This window comes from Pseudomonas sp. JV449 (assembly GCF_032424295.1).
Classification (GTDB): Bacteria; Pseudomonadota; Gammaproteobacteria; order Pseudomonadales; family Pseudomonadaceae; genus Aquipseudomonas; species Aquipseudomonas marginalis.
This window is the reverse complement of sequence record NZ_VYKD01000015.1, coordinates 77,997-95,915: the sequence shown is the minus strand read 5'-3', so window position 1 is coordinate 95,915 and position 17,919 is coordinate 77,997. Positions and strand designations below refer to the sequence as shown.

Genomic DNA, 17,919 nt, shown 5'->3' with positions numbered 1-17,919 from the left:
CCGAGCCCTCATTTTGTCTGACGCTCAAGCCCCCCGCCCCCGCTATAAATCCGACCTGATCTACGGCCTGGAGGATCGCCCGCATTTCAGTGCGGCGATATTTGCCGCGTTGCAGCATGTGCTGGCCAGTTTTGTCGGCATCATCACCCCGACGCTGATCGTCGGTGGTGTGCTCGGTCTGGAAAGCGAAGTGCCCTATCTGGTGAGCATGGCGCTGTTTGTGTCGGGGCTCGGCACCTTCGTCCAGGCGCGCACGTTCGGCCCCATTGGGTCGGGGCTACTGTGCCTGCAAGGCACCAGTTTCTCGTTTATCAGCGTGATTCTCAGCGCGGGGTTCATGGTCAAGGCCCGGGGCGGCGGCACCGATGAGATCCTCTCGACGATCTTTGGCATCTGCTTTTTCGCGGCGTTTATCGAAGTGGTGCTCAGCCAGTTCATCGGCAAGCTGCGCAAGCTGATCACCCCGGTGGTGACCGGCACCATCATCACCTTGATGGGGCTGTCGCTGATCAAGGTGGCCGTCACCGACATGGCTGGCGGTTTTGGCGCCAGCGACCTGGGCGCCGCGAGCAATATGGGCCTGGCAGCACTGGTGCTAGTGACCATCGTGGTGCTCAACCGCTTCAACAACCCGTTCCTGCGCCTGGGCTCCATCGTGATCGGCCTGACCTTGGGCTTTGTGGTGGCGTGGTGGATGGGCCGTGTCGACCTGGCCGCCCTGCCCCACGTGCCACTGATCAGCGTGCCGGTGCCCTTCAAGTACGGTTTCTCGTTCGACTGGGTGGCGTTTATCCCGGTGGCGGTGATCTTCCTGATTTCGCCGTTGGAAGCAGCCGGTGACCTGACGGCCAACTCGATGATTTCCCAACAGCCGGTCAAGGGCCCGCTGTACATCAAGCGCATCAAGTCGGGCCTGTTGGCCGACGGCCTCAACTCGGCGATGGCGGCGACCTTCAACAGCCTGCCAATGGTGACGTTCGCCCAGAACAACGGCGTGATCCAGTTGACCGGCGTGGCCAGCCGCTACGTGGCGTACTTCATCGCGGGTTTGCTGGTGCTGCTGGGGCTGTTCCCGATGATCGGCGCGGTGCTGCAACTGATGCCCAAGCCGGTGCTGGGCGGCGCGACCCTGATCATGTTCGGCACCGTGGCGGTGGCCGGCATCAAGATCCTCGCCGAAGCCGGGCTGCACCGCCGCAATGTGCTGATCGTGGCGATCTCCCTGGGCATGGGCCTGGGCGTGGCCGCCGTGCCGGAAGTGTTGCGCGACCTGCCCAAGGCGCTGCACAACATCTTCGAGTCGCCGATCACTGTGGGCGCGTTCTGTGCAATCCTGCTGAACATTTTCCTGCCGGAAGCGTTCATAGAGCTGCAGGAAGATGAATTTGATCCGGAGTCCTCTACCCTCAAAGTGATGCAGGACCCGGACGTCACGAAATAGGAGCACCCTTTGCATGCGCAAGCTCATGGTTCTATCGCTGCTACTGCTGAGCTTGAGCGCCTGTGCGCTGTTCCCCAACCGCGACCCGGTGAATATCAATGTGGTGGGCATCGAGCCGCTGCAAAGCCAGGACCTGGAAGTGCGCTTCGCCGTGAAACTGCGGGTGCAGAACCCCAATGAAACGGCGATCGACTACAACGGCGTGGCCCTCGACCTGGAGGTCAATGGTCGGCCGCTGGCGTCGGGGGTGAGTGACCAGCGCGGCAGCATCCCGCGTTTTTCCGAAACCGTGCTGATGGTGCCGGTCAGCGTTTCGGCGTTTTCCGTGCTGCGCCAGACCTTAGGCCTGAGCCAGACCCAGAGCTTGAACAACCTGCCCTACGTGCTGCGGGGCAAACTGGCGGGCGGGCTGTTCGGCACGATGCGCTTTGTAGACCGTGGCACGCTGGACTTGCCGAATACCGCGACCTGGTAATGACACCATGCAACCGACACTCTTTACCGAACGCCTGATCCTGTCTGGGAAATGACCCGCGAGGAATGGCTGGAAACCCAATCGCCCAAAGGCTGAGAGAGCCAAAGGTGGAAGGGGCTTGCCAGAATGCCGTTCAGTTGGCTTTTTGTAGGAGCGAGCTTGCTCGCGAAGCACTCAGGGCCACCGCGTTTATCGAGAATGAACGCGTTGCCTGAGCGTTTTTCGCGAGCGAGCGCTCCTACAGGGATTAACTGAACGGCGTTAGGGCTTGCCCCCTCCCACATTTCGACCGTGTTTCAGTCCGTGATATAACGCACGCCTGGCTTGGCCCGCTCATCCACCACCAGCTCGAACACATCCGGGCGGGCGTAATGCCCCACCACGTCATAGTCGTACCGCGCTCGCACCAGGTCATCGGTGTCGATCTGCGCCGTCAGCAGCCCGACCTCCCCCACCAGTGGCCCGGCCAGGATGTCGCCCATCGGGCCGACAATCACGCTGCCGCCGGCGATCAACGGGCGCTCTGCAGGCCAGTTGGCGACCTCGATGCCCAGTGCCTGGGGCGAGGCCTGCACCTGGCACGCACTGACCACAAAGCAGCGCCCTTCATGCGCCACATGGCGCATGCTCACCTGCCACATCTCGCGCTCATCCACCGTCGGCGCGCACCACACCTCGACGCCCTTGGCGTACATCGCGGTGCGCAGCAGCGGCATCATGTTTTCCCAGCACACCGCACCGCCGATACGCCCTGCCGCCGCGTCGATCACCGGCAAGGTCGAGCCGTCGCCCTTGCCCCAGATCAGCCGTTCGGTGCCGGTGGGCATCAGTTTGCGGTGCTTGGCCACCAGGCCGCCCGTGGGTTCGACATACAGCACGGTGCAATACAAACTGCTGCCACTGCGCTCGATCACACCCAGCACCAGGCTGGCGCCGGTACGTGCCGACAGGCCGGCCAGAGCCTCGGTCTCGGCGCCTGGCACATCGATAGCGTTGGCAAAGTAGCGGGCAAAGGCTTCGCGGCCTTCGGGCAGGCGATAGCCCAATTGGGTGCCAAACCCTTCACCCTTGGGATAGCCGCCGAGCAGCGCTTCGGGCATCACCACCAATTGCGCGCCGCTGCGCAGGATCTCGTCTTCATAGGCGAGGATTTGCGCCAGGGTCTCGGCCTTGCCGCCAGGCAGGGAACCGATTTGCAGGGCCGCCACAGTAGAAACGGGCATCACGATCACTCCAGATAAGGGGGTTGCCCATTCTCTCGCCAGGCTCGATCATGAATAAAGCCCACCTCAGTGCTGAATGATATGAGCCAGATGAATATCGCCCAGGTCGACCTGAACCTGCTGAAAACCTTCGAAGCCCTGCACGATGAGTCCAGCGCCAGCCGCGCGGCATTGCGCCTGGGTGTCACGCAGTCGGCCATCAGTGCAGGCCTGCGACGTCTGCGCGACGTCTATGGCGACCAATTGTTTGTGCGCACCGGCCGTGGCCTGGCGCCGACGCTGCGGGCCAACCAATTGAAACCGGTGATCAGTGAGGCGCTGGAGCGCTGTCGGCAAAGCCTGGCGATGGTCAATCCGGACAACCCGAACTATCAAGGCCGCTCGGTGGTGGTGGGCCTGTCCGACGACTTCGAAATTGCCTATGGCCGCCGGTTGATGGACACCATCGCACAGCGCTTGCCGAAGCTGCGGGTGATCTTTCGCCAGACCCACAGTCAGATCGTCGCCGGCGCCCTGCTCGACCGCACCCTGGACCTGGCAATTACCGCGGGCGGCTTTGCGCAAAGCCGATTGAGTCGGCAGGTACTGGGAGAGGGGGATTATCGCTGCGTCGTGGACCCACGCAGCCTGGCGCCAGGCCAGGAAAGCCTCAGCCTGGATGAATTTGTCACCCGCGAGCATGTGTTGGTGTCGTCAGGCGGGTTCATCGGCATCACCGACGAAGGGCTGGCAGCGCAGGGCCTGAGCCGCCAGGTGTGCGCCTCGACCAGTCATTTTGCCGCACTGCCGTTTCTGCTCAAGGGCAGCCAGGCGGTAGCGACCATTCCCGGGCATGCGGCGCAGGCCATCGCCGAGATGACCGGCCTGCGGGTCCTGCCCTGCCCGTTGGCACTGCCGCGATACCCGGTGGAACTGGGTTGGCGCACCCAGGCCCAGCTTGATCCGATGTTGCTTAAAGTACGCGAAGCGATTGCCGCCGGCTTTACTTCGCCGCCGCCATCAGTTTGTTGACTTCACTGCGTACCATGTTGGAAAACTCCGGTGGCGACATGCCGTCCAGTTCGGCGCGGACCCATTCAGACCACCTGCCCTTGCGCTTGGCGCGCTCACCGAACAACCGCGCGGCTTCGCCCTTGGCCTTGCCCAGGTTGGTCTGCCACAGGTCATAGAGGCGGGACTTTTCATCTTCCAGCTCGGCGCGTTCGGCGAGGGTCTTGTTGGCGAGATTGAAGCTCATGTTGAAATTCCTGCTGCACAAATAGACGACATCTTACACTGTAGGTCGATTTTTCCGGATTCGGATTTCGTTCGCCAGTGCCGACCCGGCAAAAAAACTGCAACTTTTGCCACCGCCCGGCACTCCATTGTTCACTGTCACATTCACTTGCAAGGAGTCACACCCATGGCCCGCAAAACTGCCGCCCAAGCTGTTGAAGATCAAATCAAGGATCAAGCATTCAGTGAACTGACGGCCCTGATCGAAGAATCGGACAAGCTGCTCAAAAGCAGCGCTGCCCTGGTGGGCGAAGAAGGCGAAACCCTGCGCGAACAGGTCGCCATCAAACTCAAGCAGGCACTGGATTCGGTATCCAACGTGCGCGAGCGTAGCAAGCCAGTAGTCGATGCCACCGAGACCTACATCGGTGGCCATCCATGGCAGACCGTCGCCATCTCCGCAGGCTTCGGCCTGGTGGTTGGCCTGTTGTTGGGTCGCCGTAACTGACATCGTCCGTATAGCGCTATGCGTGCGGAGCAGCTGCCGAGCGCAAGCGAGGCTGCGTCAGGCGCACTGCCGATTCAAGCTCGGGGCGCGGCCGACGCAGCCTCGCTTGCGCTCGGCAGCTGCTACGGAATTGCGCGGAGCGGGATAGACAGCCTCTACGTAGCCCAGTCCCGCAGCTGGTTCAGCGCTTCCAGATCCACCATCACGCCCTCCTCCAACGACTTCGCCCGCGTGCGATGACGTCGATCCCCCGGCAACCGCCGCAGCCCCGCCGCATGCATCTGCCGCACCAATTCCTGGCTGCGCTCGGCAAAGTTCTGCCCGGCGGTTTTGCTTGGGTCGATCAGGATCAGCAATTGCCCGGTCCAGGGTGTGCGCGCTCCCGGATGGTCGGCCCAGTTGAACTCAAAGGAGAAGTTACCGCCGGTCAAGGCCGCTGCCAGCAACTCGACCATCATCGACAACGCCGAGCCCTTGTGCCCGCCAAACGGCAGCAGCGCCCCGCCTTCCAGCACGGCTTTGGGGTCGGTGGTCGGTTGGCCAAGGCTGTCGACGCCCATACCCGCAGGCAAGCGTTCGCCTTTGCGCGCGGCGATCTGCACATCGCCATGGGCAATGGCGCTGGTGGCCAGGTCGAAGACGATAGGCGCGCCGTCGGCACGCGGTGCGGCGAACGCGATGGGGTTGGTACCGAACAACGGCCGGTCGGCCCCATGGGGCACCACGCAAGTCATGCTGTTGACCACGCTCAGCGCCACCAGGCCTTCTTCGGCGAACGGTTCGACATCGGGCCACAGGGCGGCGAAGTGATGGGAGTTGTGGATCGCCAGCAGCGCAATGCCGGCACTGCGCGCCTTGGCCACCAGCAGCGAACGGGCGGCCTGCAACGCTGGCTGGGCAAACCCGTTGCCGGCGTCGACCCGCACAAAGCCGGACGCCACGTCCGTGACGACCGGCACGGCCTTGCCGTCGACCCAGCCGCTGGCCAGGGTGCTGAGGTAACCGGGAATACGGAAGATCCCGTGGCTATGGGCACCGTCGCGTTCGGCGCCGGCGCAGTTATGCGCCAGGATCGCGGCGACGTTCGGCGAAGTGCCGTGCTTCACGAATACCGCGTGCAACAAACCCACGAGGTCGTTGAAACCGATGAGCGCTGTAGCGTTGTCAACTATCGGGGACTGGGCAGACATCTGTAGCTCCGATTTTATAATTGGAAGAGACAACAAGAATCCAGACCCCCGATTAAACAACGCCTCAGGTGCCTGCTGTCAACGGGCGCTTGACGTCTGCGGCGGTTTGATCGCGAGTTATCTACCCCCTGCACTCCCGCGCAATCCTTAACGTGGGCGCTCGTAAACGTCTATCTGATGGAGAGTGCCCTATGTCGACGGTCATCCCGCCCTACTTCTTCGACGAGTTCCTGCTTCCCGTAAAACGCAATGAGCCGACACCACGGGAGCGTGCCCTGGGGTTCACGGTCAAGGACCTTGAATGGTTGCACACGCTGTACTACGCCACCGACGCAGCCCGCCAGGACCCCGCGGTGCAAGGCAACCCCATGCACGTAGAACGGTTGTTGATCAACCCCGGCGGTCAACCCGCCATTCCACTGGCGGGCGCGTTCATGATGAGCCCGACGCCGGACGACAACAAAGCCGTGCTCTATACCCCCTACGGTGGCCTGGAACTGTTCGACAGCCGTGCCGGCCTGCTTGGCGAGGTGCAGGAACGCTTGACGCAACCGAGCAGGCGCAGCGAGTTGCTCCAGTTTCTGTCCATTGCCGAACGGGACGCGTTGCCCATAAACGTGCGCCTGACGCTGACCACCGCCACGATTGCGGACGCCGTGATGGCCGACCAACAGAGGATCATCCTGGCTAACCAGCAAAAAAATGTACGGGCGATGCTCGATGAACTGCGCAAGCTCCCCGGTCTGAACGACATGCTCGACACCTTGCTCGGCATCATGGCCCGCTCCTATTTCCCTGGGTTGAACCCGGCCGACACTCGCGTGAACTTCTTCAGCCGCCCGGCCACGGGCGAAGAGGCCCGCTGGGTCGACTCGCTTCCCTTGCGTGATGCGTTGCTGCGGTTTTATGTCAGGCATGCCTGGCCAACCGACCAGACTCATTCGTTCTTCAACATCGGCCGAAACACCACAGCCTTCAGCCAGCAGCAACTGGCCGAGGACCAGCAGCGATGGAACAGCGTGGTCGAGCAAACCAGCGGCATTCTTTCCAAGCTATTGAACAGCCTGCTCCAGTCGTACTGGAACCAAGAGGTCAACGCGGACCAGTCGCGCCAACGGTTTTGCGCCCGCGTCATGAGTGACAAATGTCGCGCAGACCTGCTGTTCAAGCATCAGAACATGATCCTGAGCAGCGAAGAAAGCGAGCAACTGCGCGCGCTGTTCCTGGCAGACAAGACCGCGCGCGCGGCCTATACCCACCACCTGAACGTCGAGAGGGTGCGCATCCATGCGCCCTTTCAGCACTATGTCCATCTTGGGGGCACCTTGATGATCAGCAATGCCCACGCGTACCTCTACACGCAATCACGCGGCTTGCAGGTGCTCAAGGACATCGATGATCTGAAGGACATCCTGTTGACCCTGCTCAAAACCGCAGGGCATGAAGATGAGTTGCTCAATTTCCTCTCCTTGGACGAGCGTAGCGTGTTCATTGGCAGTGATCAGATAGAAGTGACCGGCAAGCCGGTTGCGGGCGATGCGTTCCAGGAGATGGTCGAAGACATTCTCGCCAAACAGTTCGACAACCTGGAATATGCGCTGGGGCTCTATCGGCGTAGCGCAGGTGAGATCGACCTGGCCGCGCTGCTCGACAATGCCCTGGACGTGCGCACCATGCTCGACAGCCGTTTGCAGGCGCTGGACGCCGGCGGGCGCTGGTCCGTCCATCCCATCACCAGCGGCAACGGCCGCCCCTCTACCGTCCATGCCGAAAAGGCCAAGGCACAGCTGAAGACGCTGGAAACGGTCGAGGCGGCGATGGCGATGGAGCGCAGCAAACACCCGACCCTGCGCGAGTTGGTGGGCCGAGCATTGAACGTCGAGCTGGGCAAAAGACAGTTGAGCCTCAAAGCCGACAACGTCTACATCAACCGCTACGCCACGCCAGCCAGCGAGCGCGAAGAGCGATTGCCCCTGGCGTCGACAAGCATGGTGGAGCACTTTATTGCGCGCCTGGCCAAGCAAGCCGAGGCCTTGACCGACTCGCCCCTGACCTGGTTTTACGGCAAGCGCCGCTCAGGCGTCGCCAACCAACTGCACAACCTGACCACGAACAGCTTCAATGCGGTGATCGAGCAGGTCCTGACCACCTTTGCAGAACATGACCTGCGGACGCTGCCGCATCTACTCCTGGAACATAACCGCGCGCACCTGAGCCATGGCATGTTGCTGGGGCTCAGCGGTGAAGCACAACTGAGGCGATTACAAAAGAGCCTGCCGGTCGCCTGCCTCGACCTGCTGGACAGCGCCCTTCACGCCGAAAACATGACCCGACTCACCCGGCGTGGCCTCAACGGGTTTATCCCTGACGCGTTTGGCTTGACCCTCAACCTCGGGGCTGACGCCGTACCCGAGGCGCTGACCAACTGTTTTGTACTGACCGAGCGTGGTGGCACCGACCCCGACCATTCAGGGCTGGCAATGCTGTGGACGCCGCGTGCCGGCTATGAGGCCTTTGCGTCGTTCAACGTCTTGCGCGAAGTGCTGGAACAACGCTTGCTGAGCCCCACCGCACGGTTACCGCTGATCGAGAACCTGAGGCCCTCCAAGCGCATACCCCACCAGTCCTATCGGCTCGGCCCCCTGCAACGTATCGACGAGCATCTGCTGCACAATCGCCAACAGACTTACAGCGACTTCATGCGCGACAAGATCGACCATGTACTGTCGATGAAATTGAACGCTCAACGCTTTCAGGACTTCATGGACAGTTTTATCCGCCAGGCCACACCGACCAACCTGCCCAGGGCGATGGCCATTGCACGTGCCATGATCCATCAACAGGCACTGCCGGTCTGGCTGGGGATGGCGCGGCCACATGAACAAATCCTGCATGCCGAACTGCTTGAGCAATACCGCGCCAGCGTAACGGATGAGCAGGATTACCTGCACGGCCTCACACCCATGCGCGAACAGGTGCTGAGTAGCTTATCTACCTTGCTCAATGCGCGGTTTCCCGGGCAAGTGGTCAACCCCGACGCCATATTGATACCTGGCCGTATCGACCTGCAAAACCACACCCAGACCCTGACCGACTTCGCCCTGCGGCACTTGCCTGAACTGAACGCTGACGATATCCGGCCGCGATCGCGTACAGACACGCCCTTGCCAGCAGCACTCGATGGCAGCACCGTGGTGCAACTGGTGCGCCAACTGGACTTGAAAAGTCTCTACCAGACACAACTGACCACCCTGCTCAAGGGCCAGACCGAAGACACCCGTCGCCGTCGTCGATTGTTTTGTCGGCAACTGCCGTGGCAATTGCTGCAATACGCCCATGAACAAACACTTCAGGAGCGCCTGTCGGCATCAGCCTGGAGCTTTATCCAGCAAGTCTTTGATATGCCCGATGCCCTGGCGCGCAACAGCGTAAGCGGCGTCACGGCGATGGTTCGCCCGCTCGAACTGATCGCCACGCCGGGGGCGGCGCTGGTCAAGGCTCTGGGCTGCTACCTGATCGGCCCGAAGGGCGGCGCGACGGGCCCGTTGATCCTGTATGCGCCCTATAGCCCCAGCCACCTGTTGAAGGAATACGCAAATGAAGCGGCGTTCATCAGCGAATTCACCACCCCCGGGGCGCTGCAAGAGTGGGTGGTCAGCCAGTTGGAAGAATCGCAACAAGCCACTTACCGCAATTTGCTCAGCCAGAACTGGCGTCATGGGCTTTCGGAAATCCGCGTGGGTGCCAACCCGATTGTCGGCAACCTGCTCAAGCGCCTGTTCAAGGACAATATTGAGTTGCTGCTGCAGATGCTCGCCTGCCAGTTCTCTGAGTCGGGCAAGGTCAAATGGGACGGGATCACCAGCCTGTTGACCCGGGAGATTCCCAAGGGTTTGCAGTTCATGGCCGGTAAACTTGCTTACCCGCTAGTGGTGTGGCGCAGCTACAAACTGTTCCTGGCCTCCGCAGAAGACCTGCAACAGCACCGCTGGCAACGCGCGCTCAAGGCCTTTGCCGGCGGAGTGGCCGAATTGGCCGCGCTGCGCAAGGCGCTGGACAAGCTCTTGCCCCAGGACGCGCCAGTCACGGAGCCGCCCCCCGTTGAGCAGTGGTTGCAAGCCCCCGCGCCTGCTGCGGATACCCTGGCAGACCTGGACCTGACCGCACCCGCACGGACACACCTGCAAGTATTCGAAGACCACGATATTGCGCTGGCGGACCTCACCCCAGGCAAGCCTACCGGCCTTTACAGGGATCAGGCCGGCACGCGGCAGTTCATCCCCTTGTCGGGCAAGGTTTATCCGATAAAACAAGCCGGCAAACACTGGCGGTTGATCAAGGACGAGCTACCGGGCCCCTATGTGCAGTGCAACACCCAGGGGGTGTGGACACTGGACCTCGACCGGCATTACCCGCGCTACGGCAAAACGTTAAGCCGCTACGCCGGCAAACTCACCACCCGTGCAGCCGAGCGCGATGCCATCAATATCGAAGCGGTGGGCATACGAGAGATTGCCACGCTATCCAACTGGAAGGCCCAGTGCATTGATGAAGCGCTCAATGTCGCGACGTACTATTCGGTCAACTGCAAACGCAACCTGCTGCACTTCGCGACACATTTGGCCCCCAATAGCCGGCTCGGGCGGTTCTTCAGCGAACTGTTCGGCATCGTCACGCTGACGCCCGAGCAGGTGCAGCGAGTCGAGCGACGGGTCGACGAGATACTCGATGAGTTGACGAACCATACCCTCATCAGCCCCGATTCGATGCGGTTTGTCAGCGGCACCCATCGCTACAGCCCGCGCAACACCTTTGCCTTTGTGCTGCCCGATGACCAGGAGCAGAAAATCTATTTGCTCGACCGCTTTTTCGACCCCCCACTGGATAACTATCAAAACCGCCTGACCACGCCGTTCAACATCTCGGCCCACGCACGGGCAACGGTGCTGATTCACGAGATATCGCACATCAAATCCTTGACTGAGGACCTGGCCTACCTGGACAGCATGCGCCCGTTTCACGACCTGATTAATGTGAAGATCCAAGGTGCCAGGCTGATGCAGACCGACCTGGCCGACTTGCGTGATACCGCGCTGTCCACGCTGACGCCCGCCACGCTGTTGTTCAAAACCTGGGATGAGTTCAGCGAAGAATGGGAGGATTTCGGCAGCAGTCGGGCGACCACGCCGCAAAAAGATAAAGTCCTCGGCATCACCGGCTGCCGAACCCTGAATGAGGCACGGGACATGTTCATGAGCAATCCAGACAAACGAATCGACACGATTCTGGCCAATGCCGATTCGGTCACTTACCTGATCAGCCAACTCGGGCGAGAGCTGGATGCGGGAGCCTGAGCAGGCTCCCGGCAGGTACGTCAGTCTTTCTGGTCGCGCAGGATGTTGCCGGAGGCCCCATCGATACGGGCTTCGTACACGGTACCGTCGGACTTGCGTCCCTTGACTTCCCAGTAGCCATTGTCATCGGCTTCCGCCGCATAGACCTCGACATAACCCGCCTTGGTCTTGGCAACGTCGATGGCTTTTTCGATGGTGATCCAGCCTGCGCCTGGCTTATCGGCCAGGGCAGCGCCCGCACTAAGCAGAGCAGTGGTTGCACACAGCGCGACTAAGGTTTTCTTCAGCATTTTCGTACTCCATTGTGGGAATGTCCTGATTTTTAGGTACTCCCAAACGAGAATAAGTTCCAATTGATGTGCAATCGCCATGACGCCTGTTCTCGCGGTCCACCTCGGGAGGTTAGAATGTGCGAAATCAGGATGAGTTAATGAGCGAAAAGTCCATTTCAGAAGCCGAATATGACGCCATCACCGACGCCGCCGCGCATTGGTGCATGCGCCTGCACGCCAGTGATTGCACAGCGGATGAACGTCAGGCTTTTGCGCAATGGCATGACTCCCATCCGCTGCACGCCTTTGAATACGCGGCCATGCTGGAAATCTGGGACGTCGCCGACCACCTGCCGCGCCACGAGATCCCGTCGGTGGTGGTGCCGTTCAAGCCGCGCAGCCGGCTGCGCACCTATGCAGTAGCGGCCGCGATCTGCCTGGTCGCCTTGCCCCTGGCCGCTTTCACTGGCTGGGAAGCCGGCTGGCTGCCGAGTTCCTATGAGCGTTTCCAGGCCGCCAACGGCTTGCGCCAAGTCATTCTGGGCGACGGCAGCCAGGTGGAACTCAACCTGGGCACCGAGCTGGTCTACAGCAACTACAAGGATCAGCGCCGCGTCACGTTGAACAAGGGTGAGGCGTTCTTCAAGGTCAGCCATGACAGCGCGCATCCGTTTATCGTGCACGCAGGCGAAGGCCAGGTGCGCGTCACGGGCACCCAGTTCAACGTCTGGAAGTATGAAGACCAGGTGCGGGTGATGTTGCTCGAAGGCTCGGTGCAGATTGCCAGCGACTCGTTACACGGCAGCGTGCCCCTGACGCCGGGCATGCAGGCCAGCTACCAACAGGGCGATGCAACGCCGCGTATACAGGCAATCACCGCCAATGACAGCGCCCTGGCCTGGCGCCAGGGCAAGCTGGTGCTCGACAACCTGGCGCTGGTGGATGCGTTGCCGTTGATCAACCGCTACCTGAACAGACCGGTGATGCTGGCAGACGCCAACACCGGGACGATTCGCATCGGTGGCATCTACAACATCACCGAGGTCAATAACCTCATCCCCTCCTTGCCCAAGGTCTTGCCGGTCTATCTGACCCAGAACCAGGATGGCAACCCCGTACTCAATTCCATCCCGCGTAAATCCCCCAAAGGCTGAGCCTGCACCCCGGCCGGGGCATCGTTGCGCCTGAAGTGTCCATTTTTGAAACACTCGACTCCCCTGGACCGCCCGTGTGGTGCGGATTCATCGTTTTGTCATAGGCAGTGTTACAGCGCTGATACAGCTTGGTGAATCGTTTGTGGTATGCCGCTGTGTGTATGCCTTGGAGGCAGGTGTCTCAGTGCTGAAACAGCACTGACATCACTTCGCCCACAAACAAATCCAAGCCATTGAATAACAACGGCAAATAAAAAGCGGCACGGCTTCTGCTCTATCCCTTGCAGCGCTGTTTAGGGTCAGCGCGACGAATAAGGAATGCCGCCGTGGCCACACTCACTCAAGGTTCGATGAACGTGCTGCTGATCAGCTGTGTACTCAGCGTCGGCATCAGTGTTCCCAGCTTTGCAGAGGATGGCGTGATCGTGACAGGGCGCAACGTACAGGCTCATATGTACGGCCGCGCCGCCTTCGGTAAAGACCCCTACCCCACCACCGCCAACGCCAACCCCAGCCGGGACATCATCGGTGCCACTGGCGAGCTCAGTGATATGGATATCGGCGGCATCAGCAGCGGCTCAAGCATTGTCCGCGCAGTTCAGACCAACGGCACCTTGACCGGCCTGCACGCCACGCAAAACAGCATGTCCACCTTGGGGGCCGGCTCTGCCGCCGGCCACGGTGCGGGCAGCAGCATGGGCGGGCAGATCAGCGACTCGGTCCAGCGCGGCATGGCGCCGTTGAATAACATCGGCAGCATGCTGGGGGGCAAGTGATGAATCGTTCCCTGCTCGTTCTCGCCCTGTTGGCCAGCGCCCCGGCATTCGCCGACGACACGGCGGTGATCCACAACAGCGGCCAACAATACCAGGGTGTCGTGTCGATCAACCAGGCGGCCGGCAACCAGCAGCAAATGTCCAACAGCCGCGCCATCGCGCTCGGTGGCCAGGCCACCAACGTCAACATCCAGCGCCTCGACGGCAGTGTCGACCCGTCCCTGAACGCCAGGGCGGCGATCCAGGGCAGCTCATTTACCAACGGCAACGGTGTACTGGGCATCAACCAGTCCGCCGGGGCCAATAACCAATCCATCAATGCCGTGCGGATCAGCATCAACCCTGGCCCGCAAAGCATCGATGACAGCGTCCTGTTGCAACAGAACACCACGACGCTGGCAACCGACTCAGGGCTCACCCCCACCACTGGCAGCCGCCTTGTCGTTACGAGCGACCAGGCCTTCACAGGCAGCCGAGGAGTGATTCAGGTGAACCAGAGTGCCGGGGTGGGGAACCGAGTGGCTAACACCCTGGGCATCACTATCAAGTAAACGCTTGGTAGCACTCGTTAGACCGTACCAACACTTAACCAACTAATTAGAAGCAAGGAGAAACACCATGAAACCTCAAATGGCTCTGAAACCACTGGTTTTCGCACTGGCCGCACTCATGGCTGCTGCTGCTCAAGCAGGTGGCGGCTGGCACCCTGCACCTCAACCCACCGGTGTGGTTGCCTCTGTCGTGACCGATGTGCAAAACAGCGTGGGCAACAAGTTCGATGACACCAAAACCGAAAACAACGCCTCTGCCGACGGCTCGGTAACCAGCAACAGCGGTAACACCGGGGTCAACGTACAGGCGGGCAGTGGTAACCAGGCCGACAACTCCGGCGCCATCTCCAGTGCCAAAGGTGACTTTGCAACGGTATTCGCTGTCGTCGATGTCAATCAAAACAGCGGGCTCAACAACTTCGTCAACAAAGGCACCCAGAACAACGCCTCGTTGGATAACTCGGCTAACGGGAACTCCGGCAACCTGGGTTACAACGGCCAGGCCGGTCAAGGCAACCAGGGTAAAAACAACCTGGCAATCACCACCGCTGATGGCAAAAACATCGCAGCGGCCGCCAACACCGAACAAAACTCGCTCGCCAACAGCTACCTGAACACTGCCGCTACCAGCTACGGGTATGGCCATGGCAGCAAAGCCCAATACGTGTCCAACAACTCCAGCCTCGACAACTCGGTTAACCGCAACTCCGGCAACGTGGGTGTGAACCTGCAATCCGGCTCGGGCAACCAAGGCAGCAACAGCCTGTCGATCGGTCAAGGTTGCAGCGTCTGCGCCAGCGGCGTGCGCTTCTGATCCAACGGGGCCTTGGCAACAAGGCCCTTTTTTATTCCAGTGTCCAGCAGGTCACATGATCATGCGCCTCGCGACCCTCACCCTCCTGATGCTGCTCACCGGCGCGACCTGGGCAGGCACCATGGCGATCTCCGCCCTGCCTGGCGGTGCAGTGATCTACAAGAAGGTCGAGAGTATTCGTGAACGCCGGTTCGCCAACCTGGTGGAACAGAAAACCGATTTCAGCTGCGGTGCTGCGGCACTCGCTACCATTCTGCGCCAGGGTTATTGGCTGGATGTAGACGAAGATCACGTCATCAAAGGCATGCTGGTCAATTCCGACCAGGACCTGGTGCGTACCCAGGGCTTTTCCATGCTGGACATGAAGCGCTACCTCGAAAGCATCGGCATGCGTGCCCGGGGCTACAAAATCGCGCCAGAAACACTGGTCACCGTAAAGATCCCCGTGGTGGTCCTGCTGGAAATTCGTGGCTACAAGCACTTCGTGGTGATGCAGCGGGCCGACAAGGACTGGGTCTATATCGGCGACCCGGTACTGGGCCATAAGCGCTATTCCCATGATGACTTCGTCAAGGGCTGGAACGGCATCGTGTTCGCCGTGCTGGGTGAAGGTTACGACAAGGCCAACGCCCTGCTCGACCCGCCCACGCCACTGACCGCCAAGAACCAGTTGAATGAGTTCAGGCCCGTAGGCGATGCCGAGCTGATGGATTTCGGTTTTATCCAGAGCGACTTCTTCTAAGAAGCGCAATAAGGGGCAGGACGCTCCAGGAGCAAAAGATGAACACTTCCCGTTGGCTGACGGTCTTGTGTCTGGCAGCCTCAATGCCCGCTTATGCTTCGTCGGGGTTCAAACCCATCGAGCTCAAGGACTCGGAAATGGCCGACCTGCGCGGTCGTTACGTGATGCCGGGGCGGATCATCAGCTTCGGCATTGTCATGAGCAGCACCTGGACCAACGCCGTGGGTGACACCATCACCGGCAAGGCCAGCATGCAGATCGATTCGTCGACCATCACCCCGCAATTCTACGTACAAACCACCGGCTCGACCGGCAACGGCACGAACCCGAACACCGGCACCGGCACGGTCACCGGCGGCGCCGGCCTGGGCAGCGGCCAGGGTGTGACACAAAGCGTACGCACCGCCGGCGATGGCAACACCGCTTACAACAATGTAGGCATCACCGTCGAGAACGGTTTTGCACCCTCCAACATCGTGCAATCGGGGCAAGCTCTGGTCGCCGGCGGTACGGTGACCGGTGACAGCGCAGCAGGCCGCGTGAGCGTGTCGGCCAACAACGGTGGCTTGCAGATGGCGATCCAGGCCAACCACAACCAGGGCAACAGCCTGCAGCAGATCGGTGGTGGGAATGTGCTGCAAGGCACGGTTCTGACCGGCAACACTAACTTCGTCAACAACATGACCCAACTCAACGTAGTGATGAACAACAACGGTTTGAACAACGGCGCATTGAACTGCAATCTGGATCAACTCAAAGCCCTACGCACGCTCGGTTATTGAACTACGCTGACCGTCGACACTTACGCATTAGAAAAGGACGGCTTATTTCATGCATCGATCGTTATCGCTCCGTGCTGTGATCTGTTTAAGTACGCTCTTGCCCGCATCCGTTCTGTATGCAGCGCCAGATAGCGACATCGAAACCCTCAAACAGGAACTCCTGGAACTCAAGCAGCGGTACGAAGTGCAGCAAAAAGCGCTGGCCGTGCTGGAGCAGCGCGTGCGTCAGGTCGAAGACCAACCGGCCACACCGGCCCCCAAACGTCTGGCCAAGTCCCCGGCAGACTTTCAAAAAGCCAACGGCACCACCGTCGCGGGCACGGGTGCCGCAGCTGCATCCGGTGGCGCTGGAGGGGGTGGTGGCAGTTCCTACGGCCAGTCCCTCAAGGACGACTCCGCCCCGGCGCAAAGTGTCAGCAACCTTTATAACGAAGCCAGCGGCTTTTTCGGCAATGGCAAGTTCAGCTTCGAAACCGGCGTCACCTATGCCCGTTACGACGCCCGTCAGTTGACCCTCAACGGGTTCCTGGCGCTGGACTCGATTTTCCTCGGCAATATCAACCTGGACCGCATCAAGTCCGATAACTGGACCCTGGACCTGACCGGGCGCTACAACGTCGATAACCGTTGGCAGTTCGATGTGAACGTGCCGGTGGTGTACCGCGAGTCGACCTACCAGTCTGCCGGTGCCGGCAACAACGGCACCGCGACGTCGGAACAATCGGTGACGCGCGACCCGACCATCGGCGACGTCAACTTCGGCGTGGCCTACAAGTTCCTCGACGAAACCCCCACCCTGCCGGATGCGGTGGTATCGGTGCGGGTCAAGGCGCCCACCGGCAAAGAACCGTTTGGTATCAAGCTGATCAATACGCCCGGCAACGACAACCTGTTCGTGCCGGAAAGCCTGCCAACGGGCAATGGCGTGTGGTCGATCACACCGGGCATTTCCCTGGTCAAGACCTTCGATCCTGCCGTGTTATTCGGCTCGCTGTCCTATACCCATAACTTCGAAGAATCCTTCGATGACATCAGCAGTGACGTCAACCAGAAGGTCGGCGGCAAGGTCAGCCTGGGCGACAGCTTCCAGTTCGGGGTCGGCGTGGCCTTTGCCCTCAACGAGAAGATGAGTATGTCGTTCTCGGTGTCCGACCTGGTGCAGCGCAAGAGCAGGCTCAAGCCCAACGGCGGCGACTGGCAATCGGTGGTTTCCAGCGATGCCAACGCCGGTTATTTCAACGTGGGGATGACCATTGCCGCGTCGGATAACCTGACCATCGTGCCGAACCTGGCAATCGGCATGACGGACGATGCGCCGGACTTTACGTTCAGCCTGAAATTCCCGTATTACTTCTAACCCGACCGCTACAGAATCCGGTGCACAAGGAAAAGCCCCGCAACGATAAGGGTCGTTGCGGGGCT

Annotated in this window: 16 protein-coding genes; 12 read left to right on the top strand and 4 right to left on the bottom strand. The window is 60.6% G+C overall.

The genetic code is table 11. The features are described from left to right. The first annotated feature begins 13 nt into the window (after positions 1 to 13). Entirely contained in the window at positions 14 to 1,441 is a 1,428-nt protein-coding gene (locus F6S08_RS14380) for a nucleobase:cation symporter-2 family protein (protein WP_065927876.1), read from the top strand. Positions 1,442 to 1,454: 13 nt separating this feature from the next. Further along, a complete protein-coding gene (locus tag F6S08_RS14375; RefSeq protein WP_065927877.1) occupies positions 1,455 to 1,916 on the top strand; it encodes an LEA type 2 family protein in 462 nt (153 codons plus the stop codon). 296 nt (positions 1,917 to 2,212) lie between these two features. Here F6S08_RS14375 and F6S08_RS14370 read toward each other — a convergent pair whose 3' ends face one another. Then, positions 2,213 to 3,139, bottom strand: a complete 927-nt coding sequence (locus tag F6S08_RS14370; protein WP_065927878.1) for a carbon-nitrogen hydrolase family protein — start codon at positions 3,137 to 3,139, stop codon at positions 2,213 to 2,215. A gap of 90 nt (positions 3,140 to 3,229) precedes the next feature. On the opposite strand from F6S08_RS14370, the gene F6S08_RS14365 reads away from it, so the two are divergent. Next, a complete protein-coding gene (locus F6S08_RS14365; protein ID WP_065948656.1) occupies positions 3,230 to 4,150 on the top strand; it encodes a LysR family transcriptional regulator in 921 nt (306 codons plus the stop codon). On the opposite strand, the gene F6S08_RS14360 is transcribed toward F6S08_RS14365, so the two are convergent. Continuing rightward, positions 4,122 to 4,376, bottom strand: coding sequence for a hypothetical protein (locus tag F6S08_RS14360; protein ID WP_065927880.1), 255 nt, complete (start codon positions 4,374 to 4,376; stop codon positions 4,122 to 4,124). The two genes, F6S08_RS14365 and F6S08_RS14360, sit on opposite strands and share 29 nt — an antisense overlap. Before the next feature lie 165 nt (positions 4,377 to 4,541). Between F6S08_RS14360 and F6S08_RS14355 the strand changes: the two genes are divergently transcribed. Beyond that, entirely contained in the window at positions 4,542 to 4,862 is a 321-nt protein-coding gene (locus tag F6S08_RS14355) for a YqjD family protein (protein WP_032887039.1), read from the top strand. Between the two features lie 155 nt (positions 4,863 to 5,017). On the opposite strand, the gene F6S08_RS14350 is transcribed toward F6S08_RS14355, so the two are convergent. Next, positions 5,018 to 6,052, bottom strand: coding sequence for an Ldh family oxidoreductase (locus F6S08_RS14350; RefSeq protein WP_315871774.1), 1,035 nt, complete (start codon positions 6,050 to 6,052; stop codon positions 5,018 to 5,020). Between the two features lie 191 nt (positions 6,053 to 6,243). Between F6S08_RS14350 and F6S08_RS14345 the strand changes: the two genes are divergently transcribed. Next, positions 6,244 to 11,406, top strand: coding sequence for a dermonecrotic toxin domain-containing protein (locus F6S08_RS14345; protein WP_315871773.1), 5,163 nt, complete (start codon positions 6,244 to 6,246; stop codon positions 11,404 to 11,406). A 20-nt stretch (positions 11,407 to 11,426) separates the two neighbouring features. On the opposite strand, the gene F6S08_RS14340 is transcribed toward F6S08_RS14345, so the two are convergent. Beyond that, positions 11,427 to 11,696 (bottom strand): PepSY domain-containing protein, encoded by a 270-nt coding sequence (locus F6S08_RS14340; protein ID WP_065927883.1) that lies wholly within the window; start codon positions 11,694 to 11,696, stop codon positions 11,427 to 11,429. Positions 11,697 to 11,836: 140 nt separating this feature from the next. On the opposite strand from F6S08_RS14340, the gene F6S08_RS14335 reads away from it, so the two are divergent. The 7 genes from F6S08_RS14335 to F6S08_RS14305 all read left to right on the top strand — a co-directional run bounded on the left by F6S08_RS14335 (position 11,837) and on the right by F6S08_RS14305 (position 17,854). Further along, on the top strand, positions 11,837 to 12,832 hold the full coding sequence (locus F6S08_RS14335; protein ID WP_137212428.1) for a FecR family protein: 996 nt from the start codon (positions 11,837 to 11,839) through the stop codon (positions 12,830 to 12,832). Positions 12,833 to 13,158: 326 nt separating this feature from the next. Next, positions 13,159 to 13,608 carry a hypothetical protein gene (locus F6S08_RS14330; protein ID WP_065927885.1) on the top strand — a complete coding sequence of 150 codons (450 nt, stop codon included), beginning with the start codon at positions 13,159 to 13,161 and terminating at the stop codon, positions 13,606 to 13,608. After that, positions 13,608 to 14,159 (top strand): hypothetical protein, encoded by a 552-nt coding sequence (locus tag F6S08_RS14325; protein WP_027606446.1) that lies wholly within the window; start codon positions 13,608 to 13,610, stop codon positions 14,157 to 14,159. Before F6S08_RS14330 ends, F6S08_RS14325 begins: the two co-directional genes overlap by 1 nt. A 67-nt stretch (positions 14,160 to 14,226) precedes the next feature. Next, entirely contained in the window at positions 14,227 to 14,973 is a 747-nt protein-coding gene (locus F6S08_RS14320; protein ID WP_027606447.1) for a hypothetical protein, read from the top strand. A gap of 61 nt (positions 14,974 to 15,034) precedes the next feature. Beyond that, complete coding sequence (locus tag F6S08_RS14315) at positions 15,035 to 15,715, top strand: C39 family peptidase (protein WP_315871772.1); 681 nt, start codon at positions 15,035 to 15,037, stop codon at positions 15,713 to 15,715. A 38-nt stretch (positions 15,716 to 15,753) separates the two neighbouring features. Next, entirely contained in the window at positions 15,754 to 16,497 is a 744-nt protein-coding gene (locus F6S08_RS14310; RefSeq protein ID WP_315871771.1) for a hypothetical protein, read from the top strand. A gap of 49 nt (positions 16,498 to 16,546) precedes the next feature. Continuing rightward, positions 16,547 to 17,854: a hypothetical protein gene (locus F6S08_RS14305; RefSeq protein WP_065927886.1), complete on the top strand. Its 1,308-nt coding sequence runs from the start codon at positions 16,547 to 16,549 to the stop codon at positions 17,852 to 17,854. Positions 17,855 to 17,919 lie beyond the last annotated feature (65 nt).

Coding starts and splice junctions, on each gene's coding strand:
- F6S08_RS14350 (WP_315871774.1), bottom strand. CDS start 6,052: ATGTCTGCCCAGTCCCCGATAGTTGACAACGCTACAGCGCTCATCGGT.
- F6S08_RS14365 (WP_065948656.1), top strand. CDS start 3,230: ATGAATATCGCCCAGGTCGACCTGAACCTGCTGAAAACCTTCGAAGCC.
- F6S08_RS14320 (WP_027606447.1), top strand. CDS start 14,227: ATGAAACCTCAAATGGCTCTGAAACCACTGGTTTTCGCACTGGCCGCA.
- F6S08_RS14375 (WP_065927877.1), top strand. CDS start 1,455: ATGCGCAAGCTCATGGTTCTATCGCTGCTACTGCTGAGCTTGAGCGCC.
- F6S08_RS14335 (WP_137212428.1), top strand. CDS start 11,837: ATGAGCGAAAAGTCCATTTCAGAAGCCGAATATGACGCCATCACCGAC.
- F6S08_RS14360 (WP_065927880.1), bottom strand. CDS start 4,376: ATGAGCTTCAATCTCGCCAACAAGACCCTCGCCGAACGCGCCGAGCTG.
- F6S08_RS14355 (WP_032887039.1), top strand. CDS start 4,542: ATGGCCCGCAAAACTGCCGCCCAAGCTGTTGAAGATCAAATCAAGGAT.
- F6S08_RS14305 (WP_065927886.1), top strand. CDS start 16,547: ATGCATCGATCGTTATCGCTCCGTGCTGTGATCTGTTTAAGTACGCTC.
- F6S08_RS14310 (WP_315871771.1), top strand. CDS start 15,754: ATGAACACTTCCCGTTGGCTGACGGTCTTGTGTCTGGCAGCCTCAATG.
- F6S08_RS14315 (WP_315871772.1), top strand. CDS start 15,035: ATGCGCCTCGCGACCCTCACCCTCCTGATGCTGCTCACCGGCGCGACC.
- F6S08_RS14325 (WP_027606446.1), top strand. CDS start 13,608: ATGAATCGTTCCCTGCTCGTTCTCGCCCTGTTGGCCAGCGCCCCGGCA.
- F6S08_RS14370 (WP_065927878.1), bottom strand. CDS start 3,139: ATGCCCGTTTCTACTGTGGCGGCCCTGCAAATCGGTTCCCTGCCTGGC.
- F6S08_RS14345 (WP_315871773.1), top strand. CDS start 6,244: ATGTCGACGGTCATCCCGCCCTACTTCTTCGACGAGTTCCTGCTTCCC.
- F6S08_RS14340 (WP_065927883.1), bottom strand. CDS start 11,696: ATGCTGAAGAAAACCTTAGTCGCGCTGTGTGCAACCACTGCTCTGCTT.